This window comes from Actinosynnema sp. NPDC037264, assembly GCF_055603705.1.
Map to the genome: position 1 here is coordinate 42,112 of NZ_JBVJVK010000049.1, position 25,119 is coordinate 67,230.

Here is a 25,119-nt window from a genome sequence, read left to right on the forward strand (position 1 = left end):
GCACCGGTCTCGTCATCGTCGGGGGATCGCCATGTCCGACCGCTGGCCGCTCACGCCCAACCAGACCGAGCTCTACGTCGCCGACCAGAACGCCGACCACGTCGCCACCTACCACGCCGCCTCGGTGCACCGGGTGCCCGCCGACCTCGACGCCGCCGAGCTGTCCCGGCGGCTGGCGGCGATGGTCGCCGCCAACCCGCTCCTGGCCGCACGGGTGGCGTTCGACGCCGAGGGCGGCCACTGGGTGCCCGCGCGGCAGCCGGTGCTGCACGTGCGTTCGGCGGCGGGGCCGGACGCGGTGCGCCGCGAGTGCTCCCGGCCGTTCGCGCCGCACCGCGGGCCGCTGCTGCGCGCCGTCCTGCTGCGACACCCGGACCGCGCCGCGGAGCTGGTGCTGGTGGCGCACCACCTGGTCACCGACGAGCGGTCGACCGAGCTGATGGCGCGCTGGCTGCTCGACGGGCAGCGGCCGGAGCCGGTGGAGGGCTACCGCGCGTGGGCCGAGCGGGTGTCCGTGCCGCCCGACCCGGCACGCGTGGCGGCCGTGCGCGAGTCGTTGCGCGACGCGGACCCGGACTTCTCGCTGGAGTGGGGCCAGGGCGACCCCGGCGCGGGCCGCACCTCGGGCGACCGGGCCGACCTGCGCCTGCCCGCGCGGACGTGGCAGGCGGTGCGCAGCAACGCCGCCGCGCTGGGCGTCACGCCGCACAGCGCGGTGCTCGCCGCGGCGGCCGTCGTGCTGGCCCGCAACAGCGGCGCGCGGGCGCCCGTGCTGGGCACCAACGTGTCGCGCCGGTCGGCCCGGCACGCCGACACCATCGGCTACTTCGGCGCGACCGTGGCCGTGCCGATCCCGGTGGACGAGGACGTCGACCTGGCGACCCTGCTGCGCGGCGCGCACGAGCGCTGCCTGGCCTCCTACCGGACCGCGGACCTCCCGCTGTCGGCCGTGTCGGCCCACGCGCCGCGGTGCGTGGTCGTGCCGCGGGCCGGGGGCACCGACGTGGACCTGGGCGCGGCGCAGTTCCCGCTGACCCTGTACGTGGCCGACGAGCCGGACGGCGGCGCGCACGGCCTGCTGCGGTTCCAGACCGCGGTGCTGCGCCGGGCCGCGGCCGAGCGGTTCTGCCGGCAACTGGCCGTGGTGCTGCGGGCGTTCGCCGACGACCCCGGCACGCCGGTGCACGCCGTGCCGACCATGGCCGAGCCCGACCTGGCCGCGACCCTGGCGCTGGGCCGGTCGCAGCCGCGCGCGGTGCCCGCGGCCACGATCCCGGAGCTGTTCGCCGCGCGCGTCCGGTCGGGGCCGGACCGGGTCGCGGTGACCGGCGAGGGCGGTTCGCTGACCTACGCGGAGCTGGACGACCGGGCCACCGGCCTGGCCCGGGCACTGGTCGGGGCGGGTGTCGCGCCGGGCGACCGGGTCGGCGTCCGGCTGGACCGCGACCCGCGGCTGGTGGTCGCGCTGCTGGCCGTGCTGAAGGCGGGCGCCGCGTACGTGCCGCTGGACCCCGGCCACCCGGCCGGGCGCACCGCGTTCGCCGTGTCCGACAGCGGGGTGCGGGTGGTGATCGGCGACACCGCGGGCGTGCCCGGCGCGACCGCGGTCCCGGTCGACTCGCGCGGCGTCGCGGAGCTGCCGGGGTCGCGGCCCACCGATCCCGCCTACGTCGTCTACACGTCGGGCTCGACCGGCCGGCCCAAGGGCGTCGTGGCCACGCACCGCAACGTCGTGGCGCTGCTCGCGGCCACGTCCGAGGAGTTCGGGCTGGGCCCGGACGACGTGTGGACGCTGTTCCACTCCCCCGCGTTCGACTTCTCCGTGTGGGAGCTGTGGGGCTGCCTGCTCACCGGGGGACGGCTGGTCGTGGTGCCGCACTGGACGGCGCGCGACCCGGCGGCGTTCCACGACCTGCTGGCGCGGGAGCGGGTGACGGTGCTCAACCAGACGCCGTCGGCGTTCGCGCAGCTGCCGCCCGGTCCCGGCGACCTGTCGGTGCGGTTGCTGGTGTTCGGCGGCGAGGCGCTGGACGCGCGCGTGCTGCTGCCGTGGCTGGACGCCTACCCGCGGCGGCGGTGCCGGGTGGTGAACATGTACGGCATCACCGAGACCACGGTGCACTGCACGTGGCACGACGTGACCCGCGCGGACGCGCTGGCCGGACCGGCACCGGTGGGCCGGCCGCTGCCGGGGTGGGAGCTGCACGTGCTCGACGGGCGCGGGCGGCCGGTCCCGCCCGGCGTCGCGGGCGAGCTCCACGTCGGCGGCTCCGGGGTGACGCTGGGCTACCTGGGCCGGCCGGGGCTGACCGCGGCCCGGTTCGGTCCCGCCGACGCGGGCGCGCGGCGCTACCGCAGCGGCGACCGGGGCCGGTACCTGGAGGACGGCAGGCTGCTGCACCTGGGCCGCCTCGACGAGCAGGTGAAGATCCGCGGCCACCGGGTCGAGCCGGGCGAGGTCCGGTTCGCGCTGCTGGCCGACCCGAGGGTGACGGCCGCGGCGGTCGTGGTGCGCCGCTCCGGCGACGACACCGCGACGGCCCGGCTCGACGCCTACGCGGTGACCACGCGGCCGGCCCCGGACCTGCGCGCCTCGCTGGCGGCGCGGCTGCCCGACTACCTCGTGCCCGCGACGGTCACCGAGGTGGACGCGCTGCCGCTGACCGCGAACGGCAAGCTCGACCCCGATCGGCTGCCCCCGCCCCGCGCCGCCGCGTCCGCCGCCGCGCCGCCACCACCGCCGTCCGACGCGGTGGAGGCCCGCGTCCGGCAGATCTGGGAACGGCTGATGGGCACCGCGGTCGGGCCGGACGACAACTTCTTCGAGCTGGGCGGCAACTCGCTGCTCGCGGTCCGGCTCAACACGGCGCTGCGCGAGTCCGGCTTCGACTCGGTGCAGCTGCGCGACATCTTCCGCCACTCGACCGTGCGCAGGCTCGCCAGGGTGCTGCGGCGGAGCGCGCCGTGAAGGCCGCGACCGCGGCGCAGACCCGGTTCTACCTGCTGGACCAGCGCGACGGCGGCGACACCCGGACGCTGGTGAAGCACTTCGTGGCGCACGGCGCGCTGGACCCGGACCGGTTGGCCGCGGCGTTGCGCGCGGTGCTGGCCGCGCACCCGGCGCTGCGCACGTCGCTGCACCCCGGAGCGGACGGGCTGCGGGCGCGCGTGCACGAGGTGGCGGACGTGCCGCTGGTGGTGCGGACGGTCGGGGCCGACCACGTGGTGACGCCGGTGCGGAGGCCGTTCACGCACGGGACCGGCCCGTTGTGCGCGATCGAGGCGCACGTCGGTCCGGCGCGTGCCGACGTGGTCGTCACGGTGCACCACGCGGTGTTCGACGAGCCGTCGACCGCGATCCTGCTGCGGCACCTGGCCGCCGGTTACGCGGGCGGCCAGGTGCCGGCGCGCGAGCCCGCCCCGCCGGGTGACACCGGGGCCGCCCGGCGGCACTGGGCCGCGGCATTGGCCGACCTGCCGCCGGAGGACACCGCGATGCCCGTCACGGGGACGGGCGGCGAGCCGCGGCGGGGCGTGGTCCGGCTGCCGCTGTCGGCGGGGCGGTTGCGGGCGAGGGCGGTCGCATCCGGCGCGTCGCCGTTCATGCAGGTCCTCGCGGCGCTCGGGCTCGCCCTCGGCTGGTACGCCGACCTCGACGACGTGCTGGTGGCCGTCGCGGTGGACGGGCGCGGCCCGGGTGATGACGAGGTCGTCGGCTGCCTGCAGAACACGGTGCCGGTCCGGCTGCGCCTGACCGGCGACACCACCGACGTGCTGGACCGTGCGCTGGACGGGGTGCTCGACGCCGTGGAGCACGCGGCGCTGCCGTTCGAGGAGATCGCGGACCTGGCGTCGGCAGGTGGCCCGCGGCGGGCGTTGACCCGGGTGCTGTGCGCCGAAGCCGGTGCGCCGCAACGGGTCGAGGCCGGTGGCGTGGTGTGGGAGGAGCCGCCCGCGCCACCGCCGCGCGACGCCGAGTACGACCTGGCGGTGACGCTCGCGCCGGGGCCGGAGCTGGTGGTCGAGCACCGCGTGGACGTGGTGGCCGCGCCGGTGGCCGGCCGGTTCGCCGAGGCGGTGGTGCGGGCGCTGGACGCGTTCGACGGACGGCCCGTCGCCGCGGTGGACCTGGCGGGCCCGGCCGACCGGGCGCTGGCGGCGGCGTTGGGCGAAGGCCCGCCGCCGCGGCCGACCCCCGTGGTGACGGAGTCGGTGGCCGACGCGCCGGCGGACGCCGTGGCGGTGCGCGACGACGCGGGCGCCGTGCTGACCTACGGGGAACTGTCGGCGGCCTCGGCGGCGTTGGCGCGGGCGCTGGTGTCGACGGGCGTGCGACCGGGCGACCGGGTCGGGATCTCGGTGCCGCGGTCGGTGGAGCTGGCGGTGGCGGTGCTCGGCGTGCTGCGCGCCGGCGCGGCGTACGTGCCGCTGCCGCCGGACCACCCCGCGGAGCGGTTGGCGCACATGGCGGCCGACGCGGACCTGCGGGCGGTCGTGGGCGGTGCGCTGCCCGGGGTGCCGTCGGTGCCGGTGCGGCACGAGCCGGCCGACGGGCCAGACCTGCCGGGGATCACCCCCGGGATGCCCGCGTACGTGATCTACACGTCCGGCTCGACCGGGCGGCCCAAGGGCGTGGAGGTGCGCCACGGGAACGTGGCCGCGTTCCTCGGCGCGCTGGACGTGCTGCTGCCCGACGCGCCCGGCGTGGTGGTCGCGGCCACGGCGCTGTCGTTCGACATCAGCGTGCTGGAGCTGCTGTGGCCGCTCGCGCGCGGGCGCGCGGTGCTGATCACGGACCACCGCCGGGTGACCGCGGTGGCCGGGCGAGGCGCGTTGTACCAGTGCACGCCGACCGTGGCGCGCCTGCTGGCCGACGAGCCCGCGGGCCGGGCGTTCCTGTCGGGGCTGGGCGTCCTGCTGGTGGGCGGTGAGCCGTTGGCCGACGACCTGGCCGCCTCGCTCGTCGCCCTGGTGCCCGGACCGGTGTGGAACTGCTACGGCCCCACCGAGACCACGGTGTGGTCCACCGCCTGGCGGGTGCGGCCGGGCGTTCCCGTGCACATCGGGCGTCCGCTGGCCGGTGAGCGCTGCCTGGTCGTCGACTCGCGCGACCGCCCACGGCCGTTGGGCGTGCCGGGTCGGCTGCTGGTGTCGGGCGCGGGCGTGGCGGCCGGGTACTGGCGGCAACCCGGGATGACCGCGCGCCGGTTCCGCCCGGGTCCCGGCGGTGACCGGGCCTACGACACCGGCGACGAGGTCCTGGTCGACCCCGTGGAGGGGTTGCGCTTCGTCGGGCGGGTGGACGCGCAGGTCAAGGTGCTGGGGCAGCGGGTCGAGCCCGGTGAGGTGGAGGCCGTGCTGGCGGAGCACCCGGCGGTGCGGGCGGCGGTCGTGGCGCCGGCGTTCGACCGGACCGCGCTGGTGGCGTACGTGGTGGCGGACGGCCCGGTCGACGACCTGGACGCGCACGCCCGCCGGTTCCTGCCGCCGGCCATGGTGCCGGTGGCCTGGCACGTGGTGCCCGAGCTGCCCCGGACACCGCACGGCAAGCTCGACCGCGCACGGGTGGCCGAGTGGGCGTCCCGCCTGCGGCCGGAGCACCCCGGCGGTCGGGACGCGGCCGACGTGCTGGCGCTGTGGTCGCGCGTGCTCGGCCGACCGGTGTCCGATGTGGACAGCACGTTCTTCGAGCTGGGCGGCAGCTCGGTGCAGTTGTTGCGCGTGGCGGCGGCGTTGCGGGAGCGGTACCCGTCGGTGGCGGTGGCTGACCTGTTCCGGCACGTCACGGCGCGGTCGCTGGCCGCGCACCTGCGCCGGGGCGGACCGGCCGAGGCCGGGTCGGGGCGCGGTGCGGCGCGGGCCCGCGCCGTGGCCGGCTGGACACGACGAGGGGAGCGGACGTGAACGTGGCCGTGGTGGGGCTGGCGGTGCGGGTGCCCGGCGCCGGTTCCCCCGAACAGTTCTGGGACAACCTGGTGGCGGGCCGGGTGTCGTTGCCCGGGATCGGTCCGGACGGCGTGCCGGTGGCCGGGCGGCCGCCGCGCGTGCGGGAGTTCGACGACGGGTTGTTCGGGCTGTCGGCCGCCCAGGCCGCCGCGACCGACCCCCAGCACCGGGTGCTGACGGAGCTGGCCTGGGAGGCGTTGGAGCGGGCCGGGATCGACACCACGCGGTCGTCCGACGTGGTGGGCGTGTTCGCGGGCAGCGGTCCCGACACCTACCTGCACCGCAACGTGCTGCCCGCCGCGGACGTGGTGCGGGTGACCGGGGAGCAGCAGGTGCGGCTGGGCAACGACCGGGACTTCCTGGCCACCGGCCTGTCCTACCGGTTGGGCTTCACCGGGCCGAGCATGACCGTGCAGACCGCGTGCTCGACCTCGTTGGTGGCGGTGCACCAGGCGGTGCGGGCGCTGCTGACCTACGAGTGCGACGTGGCCCTCGCGGGCGGGGTGACGGTGCAGCTGCCGTTGGCGGGCCGCTACACGCCGGTGGAGGGCGGGATCACGGCGGCGGACGGGCGCTGCCGCCCGTTCACCGAGGGCAGCGGCGGCACCGTGCCCGCCGGTGGCGCGGGGGTGGTGGTGCTGCGGCGGGCGGCGGACGTGCGGCCGGGTGAGCCGGTGCTGGCGCACATCGTCGGCACGGCGGTGAACAACGACGGCGCGGACCGGATGAGCCTGGTCGCGCCGAGCCCGCGCGGGCAGGCGGCCGTGCTGCGGGAGGCGTTGGAGGTGGCCGGGCTGACCGGTGCGGACGTCGGGTTCGTGGAGACCCACGGCACCGGGACGGCGCTGGGCGACCGGGTGGAGCTGTCGGCGTTGGCGGAGGTGTACCGGGGCGGGCGGTGCGCGTTGGGCGCGGTGAAGGCGAACGTGGGCCACACCGACACCGCCGCCGGGGTCGTCGGCCTGGTCAAGGCGGTGCTGGCGCTGCACCACGGCATCGTGCCGCCGACGCCCCGGCAGCCCGGCGACGGTCCCGACGTGGAGCTGGGCCCGGACCTCTTCCTGCCGCGCGAGGCCGTGGCGTGGCCCGCGGGCTCGCCGCGCCGGGCGGCGGTCAGCTCGTTCGGCTTGGGCGGCACCAACGCGCACGTCGTCCTGGCCGATCCGGCCGCCGCCGATCAAGAGTCGGCCACACCCCCGACCGACGGCACCGCAGAGCCCAGCCGGGAATCGGCCGAAACCCGCACGGAGCCGGCCGACCTCTCCCCCGTCGTCCTGTCCGCCGCGACCGAGGAAGCCCTGCGCGAGCAGGGGCGTCGGCTGGCCGCGTGGCTCGACACCGGGTCCACTCCCCTGCCCGAGGTCGCCGCCGCGCTGTGGCACCACCGTCGGCAGCTCACCTGGCGGTGGGCGGGCGTGGCGGGTGATCGCGGCTCGTTGCGCACCCGTCTGTCCGAACTGGACGGTGTGCGCGAAGCCGTGCCGGAGCCCGGTTTCGCGCTGCTGCTCCCCGGTCAGGGTGGTCGCGTCGCGGGGATCGGGATGCTGCGGCACGACGGGTTCCGCCGGGCCTTCCACCTCGCGGCCGACGCGGTGCGCGAAGGCGGCGGCCCGGTGTTGCACGACCTCGCCGACTGGTCGCCGGACGACCGCCGGTTCGGCCGCACGGCGGTGGTCCAGCCCTTGCTGTTCGCCTTGCAGTGGGCGGCCTTGGGCACGCTCGCCGACCGGGGGTTGCGGCCGGACCTGCTGCTCGGCCACAGCGTCGGCGAGCTGGTGGCCGCCGCCCACGCGGGGGTGTTCTCGTTCGCCGACGCGGCCCGCGCGGTCGTGGCGCGCGGCGCGGTGATGGAAGCGGCTCCCGCCGGCGCGATGGTCGCGGTGCGGTTGGGCGAGGAGGAGGCCCGCGCCTTGGCCGACGGGCACGCCGTGGAGGTGTGCGTGGTCAACGCGCCCGACAACACCGTGCTCGGCGGTCGGCCGGCAGCGGTCGAGGCCGTGGTGCGGCGGTGCCGGGAACGGGGCGTCCAGGCGACCCGGCTGTCCGCCGGGCACGCGTTCCACTCCGTCGACATGGCCGAGGCCGCCGAGGAGTTCACCCGCTTCCTGACGACCATCCCGCTGTCCGCGCCGCGGCACGTGGTGCTGTCGAACACGACCGGCGACGTGCTCACCGCCGACCAGGCCACCGATCCCGCGTACTGGGGTGCGCAGGTCCGCCGCACCGTCCGGTTCCACGACTGCGTCCGCGCGCTGCTCGACCACCGGCCGGACGTCGTGGTGGCCCTGGACCGGGACGGCGCGGTCGGCAGGCTGGCACGCCAGGCGGCCCGCGCCGCCGGGCTCGCGCCGCTGGTGCTGGACTTGTTCGGCGGGCGCGGTGCGGTCGACGAGCCGCGCGGGCACGCCGAGGCCATCGCCCGCACGTGGACGGCGGGCCTCACGCCGACCATGCCCGCGCCGCCGACCCGCCCGGTCCCGCTGCCGACCTACCCGTTCGCCGACCGGGTGCACTGGCTGGGCGACGAGCAGGACGCGCCGTCGCCGCGGCCGGAAGTGGTGACGCCCGTGCCCGCCGACGACCTGGAGGACCGGGTGATCGCCTTGTGGCACAGCGCCTTCGGCGGACCGCCGCTGCGGCCGGAGGACAACTTCTTCGAGCTGGGCGGCACGTCGTTGCAGGCCGCCCACCTGGTCGCGGCGGTCAACGAGGACCTGCTGCTCGACGTCCGGCTGCACGACCTCTACGAGTGCTCGACGCTGGGCGACTTCGTCGCGCGGGTGCGCGAGATCGTGGCGGGCCGCGACGACGAGGAGCTGCTGAGGCTGCTGGACGAGCTGGAAGCCGAGGAGGAGGCGCAGCGATGACCACACCGGCGCAACGGCTGCGCGCCCTGTCTCCCGAGCAGCGGCGGCGGCTGCGGGAGAGGTTGGGCGCGCAGGCGGGACCGCTGCCGAAGCGGTTGAGCCTGTACTTCTTCGCCAGCGCCGACAGCATGGCCGCGGCCGACTACTACGACCTGGTGCTGACCGCCGCGACGGCCGCCGACCGGGCGGGGTTGCACGCGGTCTGGTTGCCGGAGCGGCACTTCGTGGACTTCGGCGGCTTCTCGCCGAACCCGGCGGTGCTGGCCGCGGCCGTGGCGGCGCGCACCACCCGGCTGCGCGTGCACGCCGGCAGCGTCGCCGCGCCGCTGCACCACCCGGTGCGGGTGGCCGAGGACTGGGCGCTGGTGGACAACCTGTCCGGCGGCCGGGTCGGCGTCTCGTTCGCCAGCGGCTGGCACCCGGACGACTTCGTGCTGGCCCGGTCGGGCTTCGACCGGCGGCGCGAGGTGACCGCGGAGGCGGTGGACCTGGTGCGCCGGTTGTGGCGCGGTGACGTGGTGCGCCTGCCCACCACCGCGGGCGGCGACGCCGAGGTGCGCGTGAGCCCGCCCCCGGTGCAGCCGACCCTGCCGGTGTGGCTGACCGCCGCGGGCAACCCGGCGACGTTCGTCGAGGCCGGCCGCACCGGCTGCGGCGTGATGACCGCGCTGCTGGGCCAGACCCTACCGACGTTGCGCGACAACGTCGCCCGCTATCGGCAGGCGTGGCGGGAAGCCGGACACGACGGCGACGGCGACGTGGTGGTGATGGTCCACGCGCACGTCAGCGACCGGCCGGACCTGGAGGAGTTCCTGCGCCCGGCGATGCACCGCTACCTGGCCGCGTTCCGCAGGCAGACCGGTGGCGCCACGGACGAGGTGTTGCTGGAGGAGGCGTTCCGCAGCTACCTGCACGGCCCGCTGTCGCTGCTGGGCGACCGCGACAAGGCCCGGTCGACGCTGCGCGGGTTGGCGGCGGCGGGCGCGGACGAGGTGGGGTGCCTGGTGGACTTCGGCCTGCCCGCGGCCGACGTGCTGGCGGGGCTGCCCGCGCTGACCGCACTGGTGTCGGACGAGGAGGCGGCATGAGCACCGACGCGATCGACGCGCGACTGGCCAGGCTGACCCCGGCGCAGCGCGCCGCGCTCGCCGGACGCCTCGCCGCGGCCAAGGCCGGGCCGCCGCTCGCACCGCGTCCCGGCCCGCGCGAGCGGTTCCCGCTGGGGCTGGACCAGGAGCGGCTGTGGGTGCTCGACCGGCTGGACCCGGGCGCCACCACGTACTCCCTCAGCTTCGGCCTGCGGTTCCGGGGCAGGCTGGACGTGCCGGCCCTGGTCGCCGCCGCACGGGCCGTGGTCCGCCGGCACGAGCTGCTGCGCAGCACGGTCGAGGTGCGGGACGGGCGGCCGGAGCTGCGGGTGCGCCCGGACGCGCCGGTGGCCGTGCGCGAACTGGACCTGCGCGGCGCGCCGGACCGGGAGCGCCGGCTGGCCGAGTTCGTCGCCGAGCAGGTGGGCACGCCGTTCGACCTCGGCGCCGGTCCGCTGCTGCGGCTCGGCGTGGTGCACCTGTCCGACGACGAGCACCAGGTCTGCGAGACCATGCACCACTCGGTCACCGACCAGTGGTCCTACGTCCGGCTGAACCGGGAGCTGCTGGAGCACTACCGCGCGGCGCTGGAGGGACGCGCGCCGGACGTGCCCGACCTGCCGGTGCAGTTCGGCGACTTCGCGCACTGGCAGCGGGAGCTGTTCGCGGGCGAGGCGGGCCGCCGGCACCGGGAGTTCTGGCGCGACTACCTGGCGGGCGCGCCGACCTCGTTGCCGCTGCCCTACGACGGCTCGCCGGACACCGACGACCACGCCGGCGCGCACCACCAGTTCCGGCTCGAAGAACGGGTCGGCGCGGCGTTCCTGCGGCACACCAGGGCGCGGCGGACCACGCTGGCGACGTCGCTGCTCGCCGTCTACGCAGCGCTGCTGTTCGAGGAGACCGGTCAGCGGGACCTGTCCATCGGGCTGCCCAGCGTCACCCGCGGTCGGCCGGAGACCCAGGACCTCATCGGCTTCCTGCTGACGAACGTACCGGTGCGGGTGCGGTTGCCCGAGCGCCCGACCCCGGACGACGTGCTGGCCGCGACCGCGGCCGGTTCGGCGGCCGTCGCCGAGCACCGGGAGGTGCCGTTCGCCGAGATCGTGGCCGCGGTGTCGCCGGACCGCTCGGCGACCCGCTACCCCCTGTTGCAGACGATGCACCTGGTGCTGGACTTCGACGACACGATCTTCCAGGTGCCCGGCGCCGAGGTGTACGCCAACGGCGTCAAGGACGGCGTGTCGCCGATGGACATCACGGTCGGCTGGTGGCAGGCGGGCGACGTGCTCTACGGGCGGTTCGAGTACCGCACCGCCCTGTTCGACGCGGCCACCGTGGACCGGCTGACCCGCCGGCTGCTGCGCCTGGTCGAGGTGTTCGTCGACGAGCCCGGCACGCCGCTGCGGTCGCGGGCGGTGGTCGCCGCGCCGCCGCCCCCGGTGCTGGCCGTCCCGACGCGGTCCGTCGCCGCGGACACCGATCGGCTGGAGCTGGCGCGGCGGGCGTGGCAGGAGGTGCTCGGCCGGGCCGACGCCGCGCCGGAGGACGTGTTCTTCGAGCACGGCGGGACGTCGGTGCTGGCCGTCCGGTTGGTGGACCGGCTGCGGGCCGCCGGGTTCGCGGCGACCGTGCGCGACGTGTTCGCCCGGCCGACGCTGGGCGGTCTGGCCGCGTTGCCGGAAGCCGCGAAGGGTGAGGCCCCGCGCCCCGCCGCCGACGTCGCGCCCGCCGGACCCGAGCAGGACCTGCTGCTGCGGGCCGGGCTGCCCCGGGTCGAGCGCTGGGCGCACACCGCGGTGCTGGCGGCGCCCGAGCCGCTGGACCACGCACGGCTGCGGGACGCGGTCGCCGCCGTGGTCGCCGCGCACCCCGGCCTCCTCTCGCGCTTCACCCGCGAGGGCGAGGAGTGGGTCGTCCGCACGGGTGACCGCTGGGACTGGCGGGTGTCCGCCGGCGGGACGCCGGAAGAGGTCGCGGCGGCGCAGCGCGCGGGCTTCGACGTGGCGGAGGGTCCGCTGTTCGCCGCGTGCGCGCTCGGGCCGGACCGGGTCGTGCTGACCGCGGCCCACCTGGTGATCGACGGCCTGTCGTGGGCCGTGGTCGTGGACGACCTGGCCCGCGCCTACGCCGGTGGCGCGCTCGTGCCCGAGCCCGTCGCGCCGGCGGCGCACTCCGCCGCGTTGCGCGAGGTGTCCGCACGGCCGCAGGAGCGGTACTGGCGGGCGCAGCAGGAGGCCGTCGCGCCGTTCACCTGGGGCACCGGCGAGCCCACGAGGCAGGGTGACGTGGTCGAGCTGGAGACCGTCGTGCCGCTGCCCGGACCGGGCACGTACCGCGCGGAGGCGGCGACGGCGGTGGCGCGCGCTCTGCGGCCGTGGACCGAGCGGGTCGTGCTCATGGTGGTGGGGCCCGGCCGGGAGACGCCGGCCGCGCTGCCGGAGTGGGACGCCGACCGCGCGGTGGGCTTCCACGCCTGCTCGTACCCCGTGGTGCTGCCGGTGACCGGTGGCGACCCGGCCGACGACCTGGCCGCGGTCGGTGCGGCGCTGCGCGCGGTGCCCGACGGCGGAAAGGGGTTCGGGCTGCTGCGGGCCGGGCCCGACCCGGTGCTCGCGGACGTGACGCCCGCGGTGAGCTTCAACTACCTGGGCGCGCTCACCGGCCCCGGTGCGGGGTACCTGACCCGGGTCGCGGAACTGGGGCCCTCCGACAACGACGACTTCACCCGGCCGACCGAGCTGGACGTCGTCGCGGCGCTGGAGTCGGGGAACCTGGTGTTCCGCTGGCGGTTCAGCCCGCGCGCCGTGCCGGAGGCGGTCTTGCGCGAGGTCGCCGACCGGACCGCGGCCGCGTTCCGGGACGTGGTGTCGCCCGACGACGACGTGCCGGGCGAGACCGGGATCCCCGACACCCGGATGGACCGGCTGTTCGCCGAGCTGAGCCGGGCCCGGCGGGGCGCGCGGTGAGCCGGCGGCCGTTGGTGGCGCTGCTGAGCGCCAACTACCTGTCGTGGTTCGGCAACGCGGTCTCGTTGGTCGCGGTGCCGCTGTACGTGCTGGAGGAGACGGGCAGCGCGGGGCAGACCGGGCTGGCCGGGTTCGCCAACACCCTCCCGCTGGTGTTCGCGGGCGCGGTCGGCGGCGTGCTGGTCGACCGGTTCGGCGGCCGTCGCGTGGGTGTGGTGTCCGACCTGCTGGCCGCCGTGGCCACCGCGGCCGTCCCGCTGCTGCACGGCACGGTCGGCCTGCCGCTGCCGGTGCTGCTGGCCCTGCTGTTCGGCCGGGCGGTGGCCGCGACGCCCGCCGGCACCGCCCGGCTGAGCCAGCTCGCGCCGCTGGCGGACGCGGCCCGGGTGCGGCGGGAGACCGCCAACACCGTGCACCAGTCGGCGCAGCGGCTGGCGCTGCTCCTCGGCCCGCCGCTGGCCGCCGCGCTGGTCGCGGCGGTCGGCCCCGCGCCGACGCTCTACCTGGACGCCGGGTGCGTCCTGCTGGCGGCCCTGGTGACGTTGGTCGGCGTGCCCGCCACCGCGCCGGCCGCGCAGGAGCGGCTCGGGTTCGCCCGGCAGGTCCGCGAGGGCTTCGCGTTCGTGGCCGCGACCCCGGTGATCGGCGCGATCCTGGCCGTGGTGGTGGTGACCAACTTCGTGGACGACGCGTTCGCGCCCGTGCTGCTGCCCGTCTACGCCACGGAGGTGGCCCACGACGTGCGCGCCCTGGGCTGGCTGCTGGCGGCGGGCGGGCTGGGCGCGGTCGTGGGCACGTTCGGGTACGCGCCGGCCAGTCGCGGCCCGCTGCGGCACCGGTACGCGACGTTCGTCGGCTGTTTCGCGGTGGTGGCCGCGCTGCGGGTGGTGATGGTGCTGCTGCCCGGCGTGCCGCTGATGGCGGTGCTGGCGTTCCTGGTGGGGCTGGCGAGCGGCCCGCTCAACCCGCTGCTGACGACCGTGATGCAGGAGCGGGTGCCCGAGGCGTTGCACGGCCGGGTGTTCGGGCTGACGGGAGCGGCGGCCTTCGCCGCGGTGCCGGTCGGCGTGCTGACGGCCGGGTGGTCGGTGGAGGGCGTGGGACTGCGCTGGACGCTGGCCGGGTTCGCGGCGGTCTACCTGGTGCTGGTGGCGGTGGCGCTGCGGTTGCCCGCGCTGCGCCGGTTGGACGTGCACGGGGTGGACGAGGGGGCGCGGCGGTGACGGGGCGGTTGTCGGGCAAGGTCGCGGTCGTGACCGGGGCGGCGCGCGGTGTCGGCCGGGCGTGCGCGACGGCGTTCGCGGCCGAGGGCGCGGACCTGGTGCTGGTGGACGTGGCGCGCGACGTGCCGGGCGTGCCCTACCCGCTGGGCTCCGAGAGCCAGCTGGAGCACACCGCCGAGCTGTGCCGCGAGCGAGGTGCCGAGGTGCAGGTGTCGATCGCCGACGTGCGCGACCTGGCCGCCGTGCGCCGGCTGGCGGACGCGGCGCTGGACCGGTTCGGCGCGGTCGACGCGGTGGTCAACAACGCGGGTGTCGCCGCGCCGTCGGGCAGGCCGGCGCACGAGATCGCCGAGGACGAGTGGCTGCTGATGCTCGACGTGGACCTGAGCGGCGCCTGGCGCGTCACCGCGGCGTTCGCGCCGGCCATGCTGGAGCGGCGGTCGGGCAGCGTGGTCAACATCGCCTCCACCGCCGGGCTGGTCGGCTACCGGCACTTCGCCGGGTACGTCGCGGCCAAGCACGGCCTGGTCGGCCTGACGAAGGCGACCGCGCTGGACTTCGCGCCGCTGCGGGTGCGGGTCAACGCCGTGTGCCCCGGCAACGTCCGCGACGACCCCGACGTGGAGGGCCGCATGCTGTCGGAGATCGCGCGCAGCCTGGACGTGCCGGTGTCCGAGCACGAGGCCGCGTTCCTGGCCGACCAGCCGATGAACACCCTGGTCGACCCGGCGGACGTGGCCGCGGCGGCGGTGTGGCTGGCCTCGGACGAGACGCGGCACGTGACCGGGACCGTGGTGACCGTCGACGCCGGCTACTCGGCGAGGTAGCCGTGGCCGAGCGCGCGTCCGCCGCGGAGCGGAGGTTCTGGTTCGCCGAGCGGGTCCGACCGGGCGCGCCCGCGGCGATCGCGTTCGGCCGGGTGCGGGTGGACGGTCCGGTGCGGGAGGCGGAGCTGCGGGCGGCGGTCCGGGCCGTCGTCGCCCGGCACCCGGCGTTGCGCACCGCGTTCGCGGTGGCCGGCGGCGACCTGGTGCGCGAGGAGCGGGACGTGCCGCGGGACGTGCTGCGCGTGCTGCCCGCCGGGACCACGCCCGACCGGGCGTGCGGCGAGCTGGCCGCCCGGCCGTTCGACCTGGCGGCGGGCCGGGTGTTCCGGGCCGCGCTGGTGCCCGACGGGCAGGGGGCCGTGCCGGTTCCCGGGGCGGACCTGCACCTGGCCGTGCACCACGCCGTGTTCGACGGGTTGTCCGAGGAGGTGTTCACCGCCGACCTGGCGCGGGCGTACGGGGTGGCGCTGGCCGGTGGCGTGCCCGCGTTGCCGCAACGCCCTCGGCTGCCCGCCGCCGACCCGGACGACGCGCGCGCCGAACGGCTCGCCGCGTACTGGCGCGAGGCGCTGGCCGGCGCGGGCGACCTGCCGGACGGCGGGCTGGGGCTCGGCCTGCGCGACCTGGCCGAGGACCGGCTGGTCGAGGCGCCGCTGACGTGCGAGCCGGCGCCGGTGCGCGAGGCGGCGCGGCGGCTGTCCTGCTCGCCGTTCGCGGTGCTGCTCGCCGCGTACGGCCGGGCGTTGGCCGAGCTGACCGGTGTGGCCGACTTCTGCGTCGGCACGGCCGTCGCGGTGCGCCCGCCCGGCGCGGAGGACGAGGTGGGCTGCGCGCTGAACATGCTGCCGATCCGGGTCCGCGACCCGCGCGGACCGGGCGCGGTGACGCGGGTGTGGACGGCCCTGGTGGGCGCGCTCGGGCACGCCGACCTGCCGTTCGACCGGATCGTGGCGGCGGCGCGGCCGGGCCGGGGCAGGCGGATGCCGGTGTACCAGGCGTCGTTCGCCTTCCAGAGCTGGACCAGGGCCCGGCACCGGGCGGGGCCCGCGGTGCTGCGGTCGGTGCCGGTGCCGCAGCGGGGGCTGCAGTCGGAACTGCTGCTGGAGCTGCGCGACGAGGGCGAGCGGTGGCGCGGCCAGGTGCAGGCGGTGTCCCGGTCGTGGTGGGCGACCCGCCTGCCCGACCTGGCCGCGGCCTTCCGGCGGGCCCTGGCCGAGACGACCACGAGCTGACGCGAGGGGATTCGCCATGCCGACCACGATCATGTGCCTGCCGCACGCCGGCGCCGGGGCGAGTGTGTACCGACCGTGGCGCGACCACCCGTTCGAGTCGATCCGCGTCGCCCCGATCCAACTGCCCGGTCGCGAGGAGCTGTTCGTCGAGGACTTCCACGCCACCATGGCGGACGCGGCCGAGGACGTCGCCGACCGCGTCCTGGCGCAGGCGGGCGACGCGCCGTTCGCCCTGTTCGGCCACAGCTTCGGCGCGGTGCTCGCGCACGAGGCCGCGCACGTGCTCGTCGCGCGCGGCAGGCCGCCCGCCCACCTGCTGGTCAGCGGCGCGCTGACACCGCAACGCGTGGCCGGCCGCATCCGCGTGTCCGAGGTGGACGACGACCGGCTGGCCGCCGGGGTGCGGGACATGATCGGTTACGACCACGAGGCGTTGCGGGACCCCGACCTGCGCGAGTTGCTGCTGCCCGTGCTGCGGGCGGACATGCTGCTGCTGGAGCGGTTCCACCCGACCGGGGCCCGGTTGCCGCTGCCGATCACCGCCCTGCGCGGCGAGGACGACGTGATGGTGTCCGTGGCGGACGTCCGGGAGTGGGCCGACCGCACGACCGACCGGTTCGCACTGGTGCAGCTGCCCGGCGGGCACATGTACTTCACCGAGGCGTGGCCGTTGCTGTGGAAGACGATCGGGGCCGTGCTGTGACGCTGGAACGCGACGACCCGGAGCTCGCGGGCGCGCTGGCCGCGGACGCCCGCGGGCAGCGGGACACCCTGGCGCTGGTGGCGCACGCGAGCCTGGCCCACCCGTCGGTGCTGGCGGCGGCGGGCGCGGCGCTGAACAACGTGACCGCGGAGGGGTACCCGGGCGCGCGCTACCACCCCGGGGCGGCGTGGTTCGACGTGGTGGAGCGGTTGGCCGTGCGCCGGGCCAAGGCGGCGTTCGGCGCGCGGTACGCCAACGTGCAGCCGCACTCGTGCTCGTCGGCGAACCTCAGCGCGCTGGTCGGCCTCCTGCCGCCGGGCGGGGTGCTGCTGGGCATGGACCTCGACGCGGGCGGGCACCTCACCCACGGTTCGGCCGCGTCCGTGACCGGCACCCACTTCCGGGCCGTCGGCTACGGCGTGGACGCGGCCGGGCGGGTCGACTACGACCAGGTCGCCGACCTCGCCCGACGGCACCGGCCCGGCGTCGTCGTGGCCGGCGCGAGCGCGCACCCGCGGGCGCTGGACTACCGGCGGTTCCGGGAGATCGCCGACTCGGTGGGTGCGTACCTGCTGGCGGACATCTCGCACGTCGCGGGCCTGGTGGTGGCCGGCGAGCACCCCAGTCCGATCGACACGGCGCACGTGACCACGACGAGCACCTACAAGCAGCTCGGCGGACCGCGCGGCGGGCTGATCCTCATCGGCGCCGAGCACCGCGCCCCGGCGCCGGACGGCACGACGACGTTGGCGGGCCTGATGCAGCGCAGCGTGTTCCCGCGCACGCAGGGCACCCCGAACCCCGGCGCGATCGCCGCGAAGGCGCGGGCGCTGGACCTGGCGGGCCGCGCGGAGTTCCGCGAGTGGGCGCGCCGCGTCGTCGCCGACGCCGCCGCGCTCGCCGCCCGGCTCTCCCGGCTCGGGCACCGCGTGCTGACCGGCGGCACCGACACCCACATGGTGGTGCTGGACCTGCGCCCGCGCGGGGTGACCGGTGTGGTGGCCGAACGCGCCCTGGAGGAGTGCGGGATCCTCGCCAACCGCAACCGCGTCACCGGCGACGACCGGCCGCCTCTGGTCGCGAGCGGGTTGCGGCTGGGCACGAACGTCGTGGCCCGGCGCGGCATGGGGCCGGGCGAGGCGGAGGAGTGCGCCGACCTGGTGGACGCGGTGCTGCGCGCGGTGCGCCCGCTGGACGACCGCCGCTACGACCTCGACCCGGCGGTGCGCGACCGGGTGCGGGCCCGGGTGGCGTGGCTGTGCGCGGAGTTCCCCGTCCCGTTCGAGTTGTCGGAGGTGCCCGCATGACCACGTCCCTGCCCACCGACCGGCCGCGCGGCCCCCGGTCCGCGCGGCGCTCGGCCGTGCTGCGGGCGGACCTGCCCGGCGAGCACCCGGTGGAGGCGCTGGTGGCCGCGTTCGCACTGCTGCTCGCCCGGTACACCGACCAGGACGTGGTGGTGTTCGACGGTCCTCGGGGCGCGGTGGCGGTGGACGGGTCCGGAGTGCCGCGCCCGGCGACCGGGCCGTGCCCCACGGCGTTGCTCGTCGAGGACGACGGGGTGGACCGCGAGCTGACCGTCGTCGTCGACGGCGGCGTCACCGCCCGGTACGACCCCGACCTGTTCGACGCGGACACCGTGCGGCGGCTGCTCGGCCACTTCGCGATGGCGTCGACCCGGCGGGGACGACCGGACCTGTCGCTGCTCACGCCCGAGGAAGAGCACCGGCTGCTGGTCGAGTGGAACGACACCGCGGTCGCCCTGCCCGCCGACGGCTGCCTGCACGGGCACTTCGAGGACCGGGTGCGGGCCGCGCCCGACGCGGTCGCGGTGGTGCGCGGCGACCGGACGTGGACCTTCGCCGAGGTCAACCGCTCGGCGAACCGGCTGGCGCACCGGTTGCGCGGGCTGGGCGTCGGGCCGGGGGTTCGGGTGGGGGTCTGCCTGGACCGGTCGCCCGACCTGCTGCCCGCCGTGCTCGGCGTGCTGAAGGCCGGTGGCGCGTACGTGCCGCTCGACCCCGACTACCCGCCCGCCCGGCTGGACCTGATGCGGCGCGGCGCGGGGCTGGCCGTCCTGGTCGGCCGCGCGGACCTGGCCGCGAACCTGCCCGACGACACGCCCGCCGTGCTGCTGGACCGGGACGCGGCCGTGCTGCGGGAGCAGCCGGAGCACGACCCGGACGGCGGCGCGGGACCCGACGACCTCTGCTACGTCATCTACACCTCCGGTTCCACCGGCGGCCCGAAGGGCATCGCGTTGCGGCACCGGGGCGTGCTGAACAACCTCGTGGACCTCAACACGCGTTTCGGCGTCGGCCCGGACGACCGGGTGCTCGGCCTGTCGTCGCCGAGCTTCGACATGTCCGTCTACGAGCTGCTCGGCATCACGATCGCCGGCGGCGCGGTGGTGCTGACCGGTCCCGACCCGGCGCGGTGGGCGGCGGAACTGGCCGACCGGCCGATCACGGTGTGGAACTCCGCGCCCGCCCTGCTGGAGCTGGTGCTGGACCGGCTGGACCGCCCGCTGCCCCACCTCCGGGTGGCCATGCTGGGCGGCGACTGGGTGGCCGTGACGCTGCCCGACCGGCTGCGGCGGTTCGCGCCCGACGTGCGGATCGCGGTCCTGGGCGGCGCCACCGAGGCGTCGATCCACTCAACGGTGTACGAGGTGGGCGAGGTGGACCCGGCGTGGACGTCGATCCCGTACGGGCGGCCGATGGCCAACCAGCGCGTCTACGTGCTGGACCGGGCGATGCGGCCGGTGCCGGTCGGCGTGCCGGGCGAGCTGCACCTCGCGGGCGCGGGCCTGGCGCGCGGCTACCTCGGCCCGCCGGAGCAGACCGCGCGGCGGTTCGTGACGTGGAGCTACGGACCCGTGCGCGACGAGCGCCTCTACCGGACCGGCGACCTGGTGAGGTACCGGGCGGACGGTCAGCTGGAGCTGTTGGGCCGCTTGGACTTCCAGGTGAAGCTGAACGGCGTGCGGGTCGAGCTGGGCGAGGTGGAGGCCGCGCTGAGGCAGGTGCTGTCCACGAGGGAGGTCGTGGTGACGGCGGCGGCGGACCCGTCCGGCGACCGGCGGCTCGTGGCCTACGCGGTGGCCCGGTTCTCCTCTGACGACGTGCGCGCGGCCCTCGCCGAGGTGCTGCCGCGCCGGCTGGTGCCCGCGCTGGTCGTGCCCGTGGACCGGCTGCCGTTGAGCCCGAACGGCAAGGTGGACCGACGGGCGCTGCCGGCGCCGGTGTGGCCCGTGGGCGCGGTCGCGCCCGCCGACCCGGTCGAGCGGCGCGTCGCCGAGGTGTGGCGGGACGCGCTCGGCCTGGCCGAGGTGGGCCGGGACGCCGACTTCTTCGCGCTGGGCGGTGATTCGATGAAGGCGCTGCGCGTGGCGCGGGAGATCCACCCGGACCTGACCATGGTCGACCTGTTCGCCCACTCGACCGTCGCGTCCCTGGCCGACCACCTCCGCTCCCTGCCCGAGCGCGACGGCCGGGGGTGACGGGCCGCCGGTCGGTGGCGCTCGATGGGCAGCCGATCACGCTTCTCGCCCGCGACCGGAATCAGTGGGCGACACCGGATCCCACTAACAGAGCAAAGGTCCGACCGACGCCCACCAAATGCCTTTCCGGAATCACCGGCGCTGAGCCGCGTGAGGCTTCTCCGCGCGGTCACGGTCAGGCTTCCCGCGCGGGCGGGGGTCAGGCTTCCGGCGCGGTCCTCGCCGGGCCCGGGAGCGGCGCCGGCACCGGCGGGACCTCGGTCGGGCGCAGGCCGGCCACCAGTTCGGCCAGGTCGGCGGTGGCGTCGTCGGCCTGGTCACGGGTCGCCGTGCACCTCAACCGCACGACGCCGCGCCGGCCGGGGTCCGCCGCGTCCGGCAGGGTCAGGTACTCCTCCACCCGGACGACCTCCTGCCCGGCGGTGGTCGTGAGGCGCAGCGACTGGGTGAGCCGCGGACCGTGGGGACCGGTCCCGTCGACGCGGTCGGTGACGGTCGCGGTCGGCAGGGCGGCGGCGGACAGGTCGGCCAGCTCGGCGGGCGTCCACCCCGCGTCGGGTTCGTCGATGACGATCGTGGCGGTGAAACCGGAGCCGTGGGTCGCGGTGGCGATCGCGACGAACGCCGCCCCACCGGCGCCGACCTCGTCGGGCGGCACCGGCAGCCAGCCCGGCGGGAGCCGGAACGCGATGGGCAGCGACAGTTCTCCGTTCACGGGTCACTCCGTTCGGGTCGAGTCGGTTCCGGCCGCCGCGGGTCAGAACGGGAAGAGGCTCCGTCCGATCTCCCCGAAGTCGAGCGCGAGCTCGCCGTTCAGCGCGCCGCCGGCGATCGCGGAGGCGCCGACCTTGAAGCCCAGGCCGACCTTGCCGTTGTCGTTGATCACGTCGAGCGCGAACTTGGCGCCCGGCCCGACGTAGACCTCGGGCTGGGCGGAGACGGTGAGCGGTCCGAGCGAGTGCTCCAGCTCCGGGCCGCTCACCTGCACGCCGAACTGCGCTTCCAGGTCGATCAACGGGTCCTCGGACCTGGGCTGGTTGATCGCGCCGGTGAGGTGCAGACCGGCGGAGTACTCGCCCTCGACCGTGCCGTCGAACGCCTTCCAGGTGCCGTGATCGAAGTAGAAGTTCAGGTCGCCTCCGATGATCGGCCCGCCGGTGGCCAGCGACTCGGGGGTCGGCAGCCGGCCTTCGGGGTCGATGCCGGGCCCGTGGGACTCGATCGTCAGCAGCCGGCGGATCGCCTCGCCGGCGGCGTCGACGATCCGGTTGACGTAGTCGACGACCATCATGTCGCCGGGGTCGTGCGGGCTGATCAGGGCGGCCTCGTACAACGGCGAGTACGCGGCGACCACGTCGTGGATGCCCTGCTTGGTCCGGATCAGGCTGGTGGCGTAGTCCTCGGCCAGCACCGCCTGCTGGAGCTGCCGCTGCCCGAGCTGCTCGAAGGTCGAGCCGACCGCCGCCGCCTGCCCCTCCACCGTCTCCCCGCCGGTGTCCTGCCACGACGCGTGCGCGGCCCGTCCCGAGGTGGTCACCTCCGCGCCGGCGTCGGTGACGGCGCCCGCCGCCCCGCGCCAGGCCGCGCCGAGCTGCTGCGCCACCACTTCGTCGTCGGGCGGCCAGGGGTCGTAGCGCGCCTTGACCTCCGCCCACAGTGGACCGATCGGCTCCGGGGTGGTCATGCCAGTCCCTCGAACCGGTCGCGGCCGGCGGTGTCGGCTTGCACGTAGTCCGCGGTGCTCGCCAGCCCCGCGCCCGCCAGCCTCTCCGACGCGGGCACGTGCCGGGAGACGTCACGCGCGACCTGCTCGGCGCCGACGCGGTACCTGCCCATGAACGCCTGCCCGAGCACGCCCCGGCCCAACTGGCCCTCCAGGCTGCCGATGGTGGTCGCGGCGCTCGACCAGGCCGTGACCGCGCCCTGCCCGGCCGTGTCCATCCGGGACATCGCCTGTTCCACGCCCGCGGTCTCCATGTGCGCGCCGTCGGCCGATGAGGTCATCGCTGCTCCCCCTGTCGTATCCGGCGATCCAGTTCGGCCAACGCGAGGTCGAACCTCAGGTCGGCGGTGTCGGGGTCGGCGTCGGCGGGCAGGAACCGGGACACCACCTCGAACGCGGCCCGGGTGGCCTCCCGGTTCGCCGCCTGCACGGTCTGCAGCACGGTCCGCGCCAACGCGGCCGAGTCCGGATCGCGGTGGACCCGCGGGTCCAGGCGCAGGCCGATCAGCCGCCCGCCCGCGTCGACCGTCGCCTCGACCAGCCCGTCGTCCGACCAGGCCGTCGCCCGGCTCCGCGCGCGCACCTCCCGGATCCTGCGGAACTCCTCGGCCAACCGCACGTACCCGGAGTTGGCCGAGGAAGGCAGCAACGCGTCCATGCCCACCCCCCGTGATCGACTCTGATCGGAGTATCCGGCCACACCACTGCGCACGGACTGCCCCTGACCGGTTCCGGCCACGGCGCTTCGCCTCGCGTGCCCGTCCCGCCGTCCTGGTCAGCGGGCGGGTTCGGGCTCGGCCGGCAGCTGCCGGACGGAGCGCACGGTGAGCGCCAGCGGCGCGCTCAGCACAGCGATCGCCGCGCCGGCGAGGAGGACGGCGTCCGTGCCGACGAGCTCGGCCGCCGGTCCGGCCAGGGCCATGCCCACGGGCGCGGCGGCCAGGCCGACGACGGAGGAGAAGCCGGTGGCCCTGGCGACGAGGTCGGCGGGCACGTGCACCTGCCGCGCGGTCTGGGTCAGCACCGCGTAGAGGCCGGCCTGCACCCCGGCGGGAACGGCCGCCGCGACGAGCACGGGGACCGGCGCCCCCGCGGCGAGCAGGGCCAGCAGCGGGGCCAAGGCGACCGGGATGGCGCAGGCCACCACCAGCGGGCGTCGCGGTCGCCAACGCAGGGCCAGGACGCTGCCCAGCAACGCGCCGACGGCGTAGCCGTTGGCGATGAACCCCCATGCCAGCGCACCACCCAGTTGCTGATCGGCGAGGACGGGGGCGAGGACCAGGAACGGGGAGATGCACGCCCCGTTGACGACGGCGACCTGGATCGTGATGGCCCGCAACCAGGGGCGGGCGCGGAAGTCGCGCCACCCGTGCCGCGCGGCGTCGAGCAGCGCGGGTCGTGGGGGCACCGGCCGGTCCGCGACCTTCAGCGCGACGAGCGCGGCGGCGCTGACCGCGAACGTGGCCGCGTCCACGGCGAAGGACACGCCCGCTCCGACCGTCTCCACCAGCACCGCGGACACCACCGGGGCGAGGAGCGTCGCGGCGTTCTGGGCGGCGTTGACCAAGGCGTTGGCCTGACGCCGCCGCTCTTGGGGCACCACGTCGACGACCAGGCCCGCCGCGGCGGGGGCGAAGAAGGCGTTCGCCGTGCCCGCCACCGCTTGCAACGCGGCCAGGTGCCACAGCGTCCCCGCACCGGTGATCAGCAGCACGGCCGTCAGGCCCTGGGAGGCGCAGCGGACGACGTCGGCGGCGAGCATGACGGCCCGACGCGACACCAGGTCGCCCACCACCCCGCCGACGAGCGTGAACACCACCACCGGCAACCGGCCGACGAGCAGCACCAGCCCGACCTCGGTCAGCGACGCGCCGAGCCGCAACGAGCCGAACACCAGCGCCATGCCGATGAGGCCGTCACCGAAGTGGGAGGAGGTCCGGGCGATGAAGTACCAGCGGAACGCCGGGTCGCGCAGCAGCGCGGGCACAAGCCGGGGCATGGAACCACACGTTGCCGGCACCCACCGACAATTCGCGGAACCGCGGATCGGTCACAACGACCGAATCGCCGAGCACGTTCGGAGAACCCCGGCAGCTGATGACACGCTCGCCCGGTGAGTCCTGGCGCAGGAGGGGACGCCGCCGCGCGGACGCGGCGGCGTCAGGGTGGAACTACGTCACGCAGCCTGGTCAGGCGGCTCCATCGCTCCCGTCATGATGGCGACCGCGTCGGCCATGGAGATGGTCTTCGGGTCGACCACGGCCTTGCGGCGGCCGAGGCGCTGGATGTGGATCCGGTCGGCGACCTCGAAGACGTGCGGCATGTTGTGGCTGATCAGGATGACCGGCAGGCCGCGGTCGCGGACGTGGAGGATCAGGTCCAGCACGGCGCGCGACTCGCGCACGCCAAGCGCCGCCGTCGGCTCGTCCATGATGACGACCTTGCTGCCGAAGGCGGCGGCCCGGGCCACCGCGACGGCCTGCCGCTGCCCGCCGGACAACGTCTCCACGGCCTGGCCGGGGTTCTGGATCGTCATGATGCCCAGCGCGTCGAGCTGCCGCCGTGCCTCCTCGCGCATGCCGTTGCGGTCGAGCATGCGGAACACCGTGCCGAGCACGCCCTTGCGGCGGCGTTCACGACCCAGGAACAGGTTGCTCGCGATGTCCAGCGACGGCGAGACGGCCAACGACTGGTGCACGGTCTCGATGCCGGCGTCCCGCGCGTCGATCGGCGAGGTGAACGCCACCGGTGCGCCGTCCACCAGGATCTCGCCCTCGTCCGGCACGACCGCGCCGGACAGCGCCTTGATCAGGCTGGACTTCCCGGCCCCGTTGTCCCCGATGACGGCCAGGATCTCGCCGGGCAGCAGCTCCAGGTCCGAGCCCGACAGCGCGGTCACGCGGCCGTAGCGCTTCACCAGCCCGCGGGCCTGCAACACCGGTGTGGTCACTAGTGCACCCTCTTCCGTGCGGGCGCCTGGGTGGCGCTTGTGGTAGGAACCAGGCGGAAGTCGGGGTGACGGCCCGGTGTGGCCGCCCT

At 76.3% G+C, this 25,119-nt stretch carries 17 protein-coding genes; 11 read left to right on the forward strand and 6 right to left on the reverse strand.

Features of this window, described 5'->3' with window-relative positions; all coding sequences use genetic code 11:
* Positions 1-31 precede the first annotated feature (31 nt).
* From ACZ7GX_RS35080 to ACZ7GX_RS35130, 11 genes are read left to right on the forward strand one after another with little or no spacing between them, the layout of a single operon-like run.
* Positions 32-2,968 (forward strand): non-ribosomal peptide synthetase, encoded by a 2,937-nt coding sequence (locus tag ACZ7GX_RS35080; protein ID WP_498783218.1) that lies wholly within the window; start codon positions 32-34, stop codon positions 2,966-2,968.
* Positions 2,965-5,904 carry an amino acid adenylation domain-containing protein gene (locus tag ACZ7GX_RS35085; protein WP_498783219.1) on the forward strand — a complete coding sequence of 980 codons (2,940 nt, stop codon included), beginning with the start codon at positions 2,965-2,967 and terminating at the stop codon, positions 5,902-5,904. Before ACZ7GX_RS35080 ends, ACZ7GX_RS35085 begins: the two co-directional genes overlap by 4 nt.
* Complete coding sequence (locus ACZ7GX_RS35090; RefSeq protein WP_498783221.1) at positions 5,901-8,813, forward strand: type I polyketide synthase; 2,913 nt, start codon at positions 5,901-5,903, stop codon at positions 8,811-8,813. Before ACZ7GX_RS35085 ends, ACZ7GX_RS35090 begins: the two co-directional genes overlap by 4 nt.
* Positions 8,810-9,901: a MupA/Atu3671 family FMN-dependent luciferase-like monooxygenase gene (locus ACZ7GX_RS35095; protein WP_498783223.1), complete on the forward strand. Its 1,092-nt coding sequence runs from the start codon at positions 8,810-8,812 to the stop codon at positions 9,899-9,901. Before ACZ7GX_RS35090 ends, ACZ7GX_RS35095 begins: the two co-directional genes overlap by 4 nt.
* On the forward strand, positions 9,898-12,870 hold the full coding sequence (locus ACZ7GX_RS35100) for a condensation domain-containing protein (RefSeq protein WP_498783225.1): 2,973 nt from the start codon (positions 9,898-9,900) through the stop codon (positions 12,868-12,870). The genes ACZ7GX_RS35095 and ACZ7GX_RS35100 overlap by 4 nt, the downstream gene beginning before the upstream one ends.
* Entirely contained in the window at positions 12,867-14,093 is a 1,227-nt protein-coding gene (locus ACZ7GX_RS35105) for an MFS transporter (protein ID WP_498783227.1), read from the forward strand. Before ACZ7GX_RS35100 ends, ACZ7GX_RS35105 begins: the two co-directional genes overlap by 4 nt.
* Positions 14,090-14,920 carry an SDR family oxidoreductase gene (locus tag ACZ7GX_RS35110; RefSeq protein ID WP_498783228.1) on the forward strand — a complete coding sequence of 277 codons (831 nt, stop codon included), beginning with the start codon at positions 14,090-14,092 and terminating at the stop codon, positions 14,918-14,920. The genes ACZ7GX_RS35105 and ACZ7GX_RS35110 overlap by 4 nt, the downstream gene beginning before the upstream one ends.
* A gap of 2 nt (positions 14,921-14,922) precedes the next feature.
* Entirely contained in the window at positions 14,923-16,152 is a 1,230-nt protein-coding gene (locus ACZ7GX_RS35115) for a condensation domain-containing protein (protein WP_498783230.1), read from the forward strand.
* Positions 16,153-16,168: 16 nt separating this feature from the next.
* Positions 16,169-16,855, forward strand: a complete 687-nt coding sequence (locus ACZ7GX_RS35120; protein ID WP_498783232.1) for a thioesterase II family protein — start codon at positions 16,169-16,171, stop codon at positions 16,853-16,855.
* A complete protein-coding gene (gene glyA, locus ACZ7GX_RS35125) occupies positions 16,852-18,162 on the forward strand; it encodes a serine hydroxymethyltransferase (RefSeq protein WP_498783234.1) in 1,311 nt (436 codons plus the stop codon). Before ACZ7GX_RS35120 ends, glyA begins: the two co-directional genes overlap by 4 nt.
* Complete coding sequence (locus ACZ7GX_RS35130; protein WP_498783236.1) at positions 18,159-20,357, forward strand: non-ribosomal peptide synthetase; 2,199 nt, start codon at positions 18,159-18,161, stop codon at positions 20,355-20,357. Before glyA ends, ACZ7GX_RS35130 begins: the two co-directional genes overlap by 4 nt.
* Positions 20,358-20,556: 199 nt before the next feature.
* Here the strand turns inward: ACZ7GX_RS35130 and ACZ7GX_RS35135 are convergent, their stop codons facing one another.
* From ACZ7GX_RS35135 to ACZ7GX_RS35160, 6 genes are all read right to left on the reverse strand, one after another.
* Positions 20,557-21,072 carry a hypothetical protein gene (locus ACZ7GX_RS35135; protein ID WP_498783237.1) on the reverse strand — a complete coding sequence of 172 codons (516 nt, stop codon included), beginning with the start codon at positions 21,070-21,072 and terminating at the stop codon, positions 20,557-20,559.
* 42 nt (positions 21,073-21,114) lie between these two features.
* The gene (locus ACZ7GX_RS35140) at positions 21,115-22,041 is read right to left on the reverse strand and encodes a WXG100-like domain-containing protein (protein ID WP_498783239.1); all 927 of its coding nucleotides are present in this window, start codon (positions 22,039-22,041) and stop codon (positions 21,115-21,117) included.
* Positions 22,038-22,361, reverse strand: a complete 324-nt coding sequence (locus ACZ7GX_RS35145; RefSeq protein WP_498783241.1) for a hypothetical protein — start codon at positions 22,359-22,361, stop codon at positions 22,038-22,040. Before ACZ7GX_RS35145 ends, ACZ7GX_RS35140 begins: the two co-directional genes overlap by 4 nt.
* Positions 22,358-22,738 carry a YbaB/EbfC family nucleoid-associated protein gene (locus ACZ7GX_RS35150; protein WP_498783243.1) on the reverse strand — a complete coding sequence of 127 codons (381 nt, stop codon included), beginning with the start codon at positions 22,736-22,738 and terminating at the stop codon, positions 22,358-22,360. The genes ACZ7GX_RS35145 and ACZ7GX_RS35150 overlap by 4 nt, the downstream gene beginning before the upstream one ends.
* A 117-nt stretch (positions 22,739-22,855) precedes the next feature.
* Complete coding sequence (locus ACZ7GX_RS35155) at positions 22,856-24,079, reverse strand: MFS transporter (protein WP_498783245.1); 1,224 nt, start codon at positions 24,077-24,079, stop codon at positions 22,856-22,858.
* A gap of 177 nt (positions 24,080-24,256) precedes the next feature.
* Positions 24,257-25,030, reverse strand: a complete 774-nt coding sequence (locus ACZ7GX_RS35160) for an ATP-binding cassette domain-containing protein (RefSeq protein ID WP_498783247.1) — start codon at positions 25,028-25,030, stop codon at positions 24,257-24,259.
* Between the last annotated feature and the right edge of the window lie 89 nt (positions 25,031-25,119).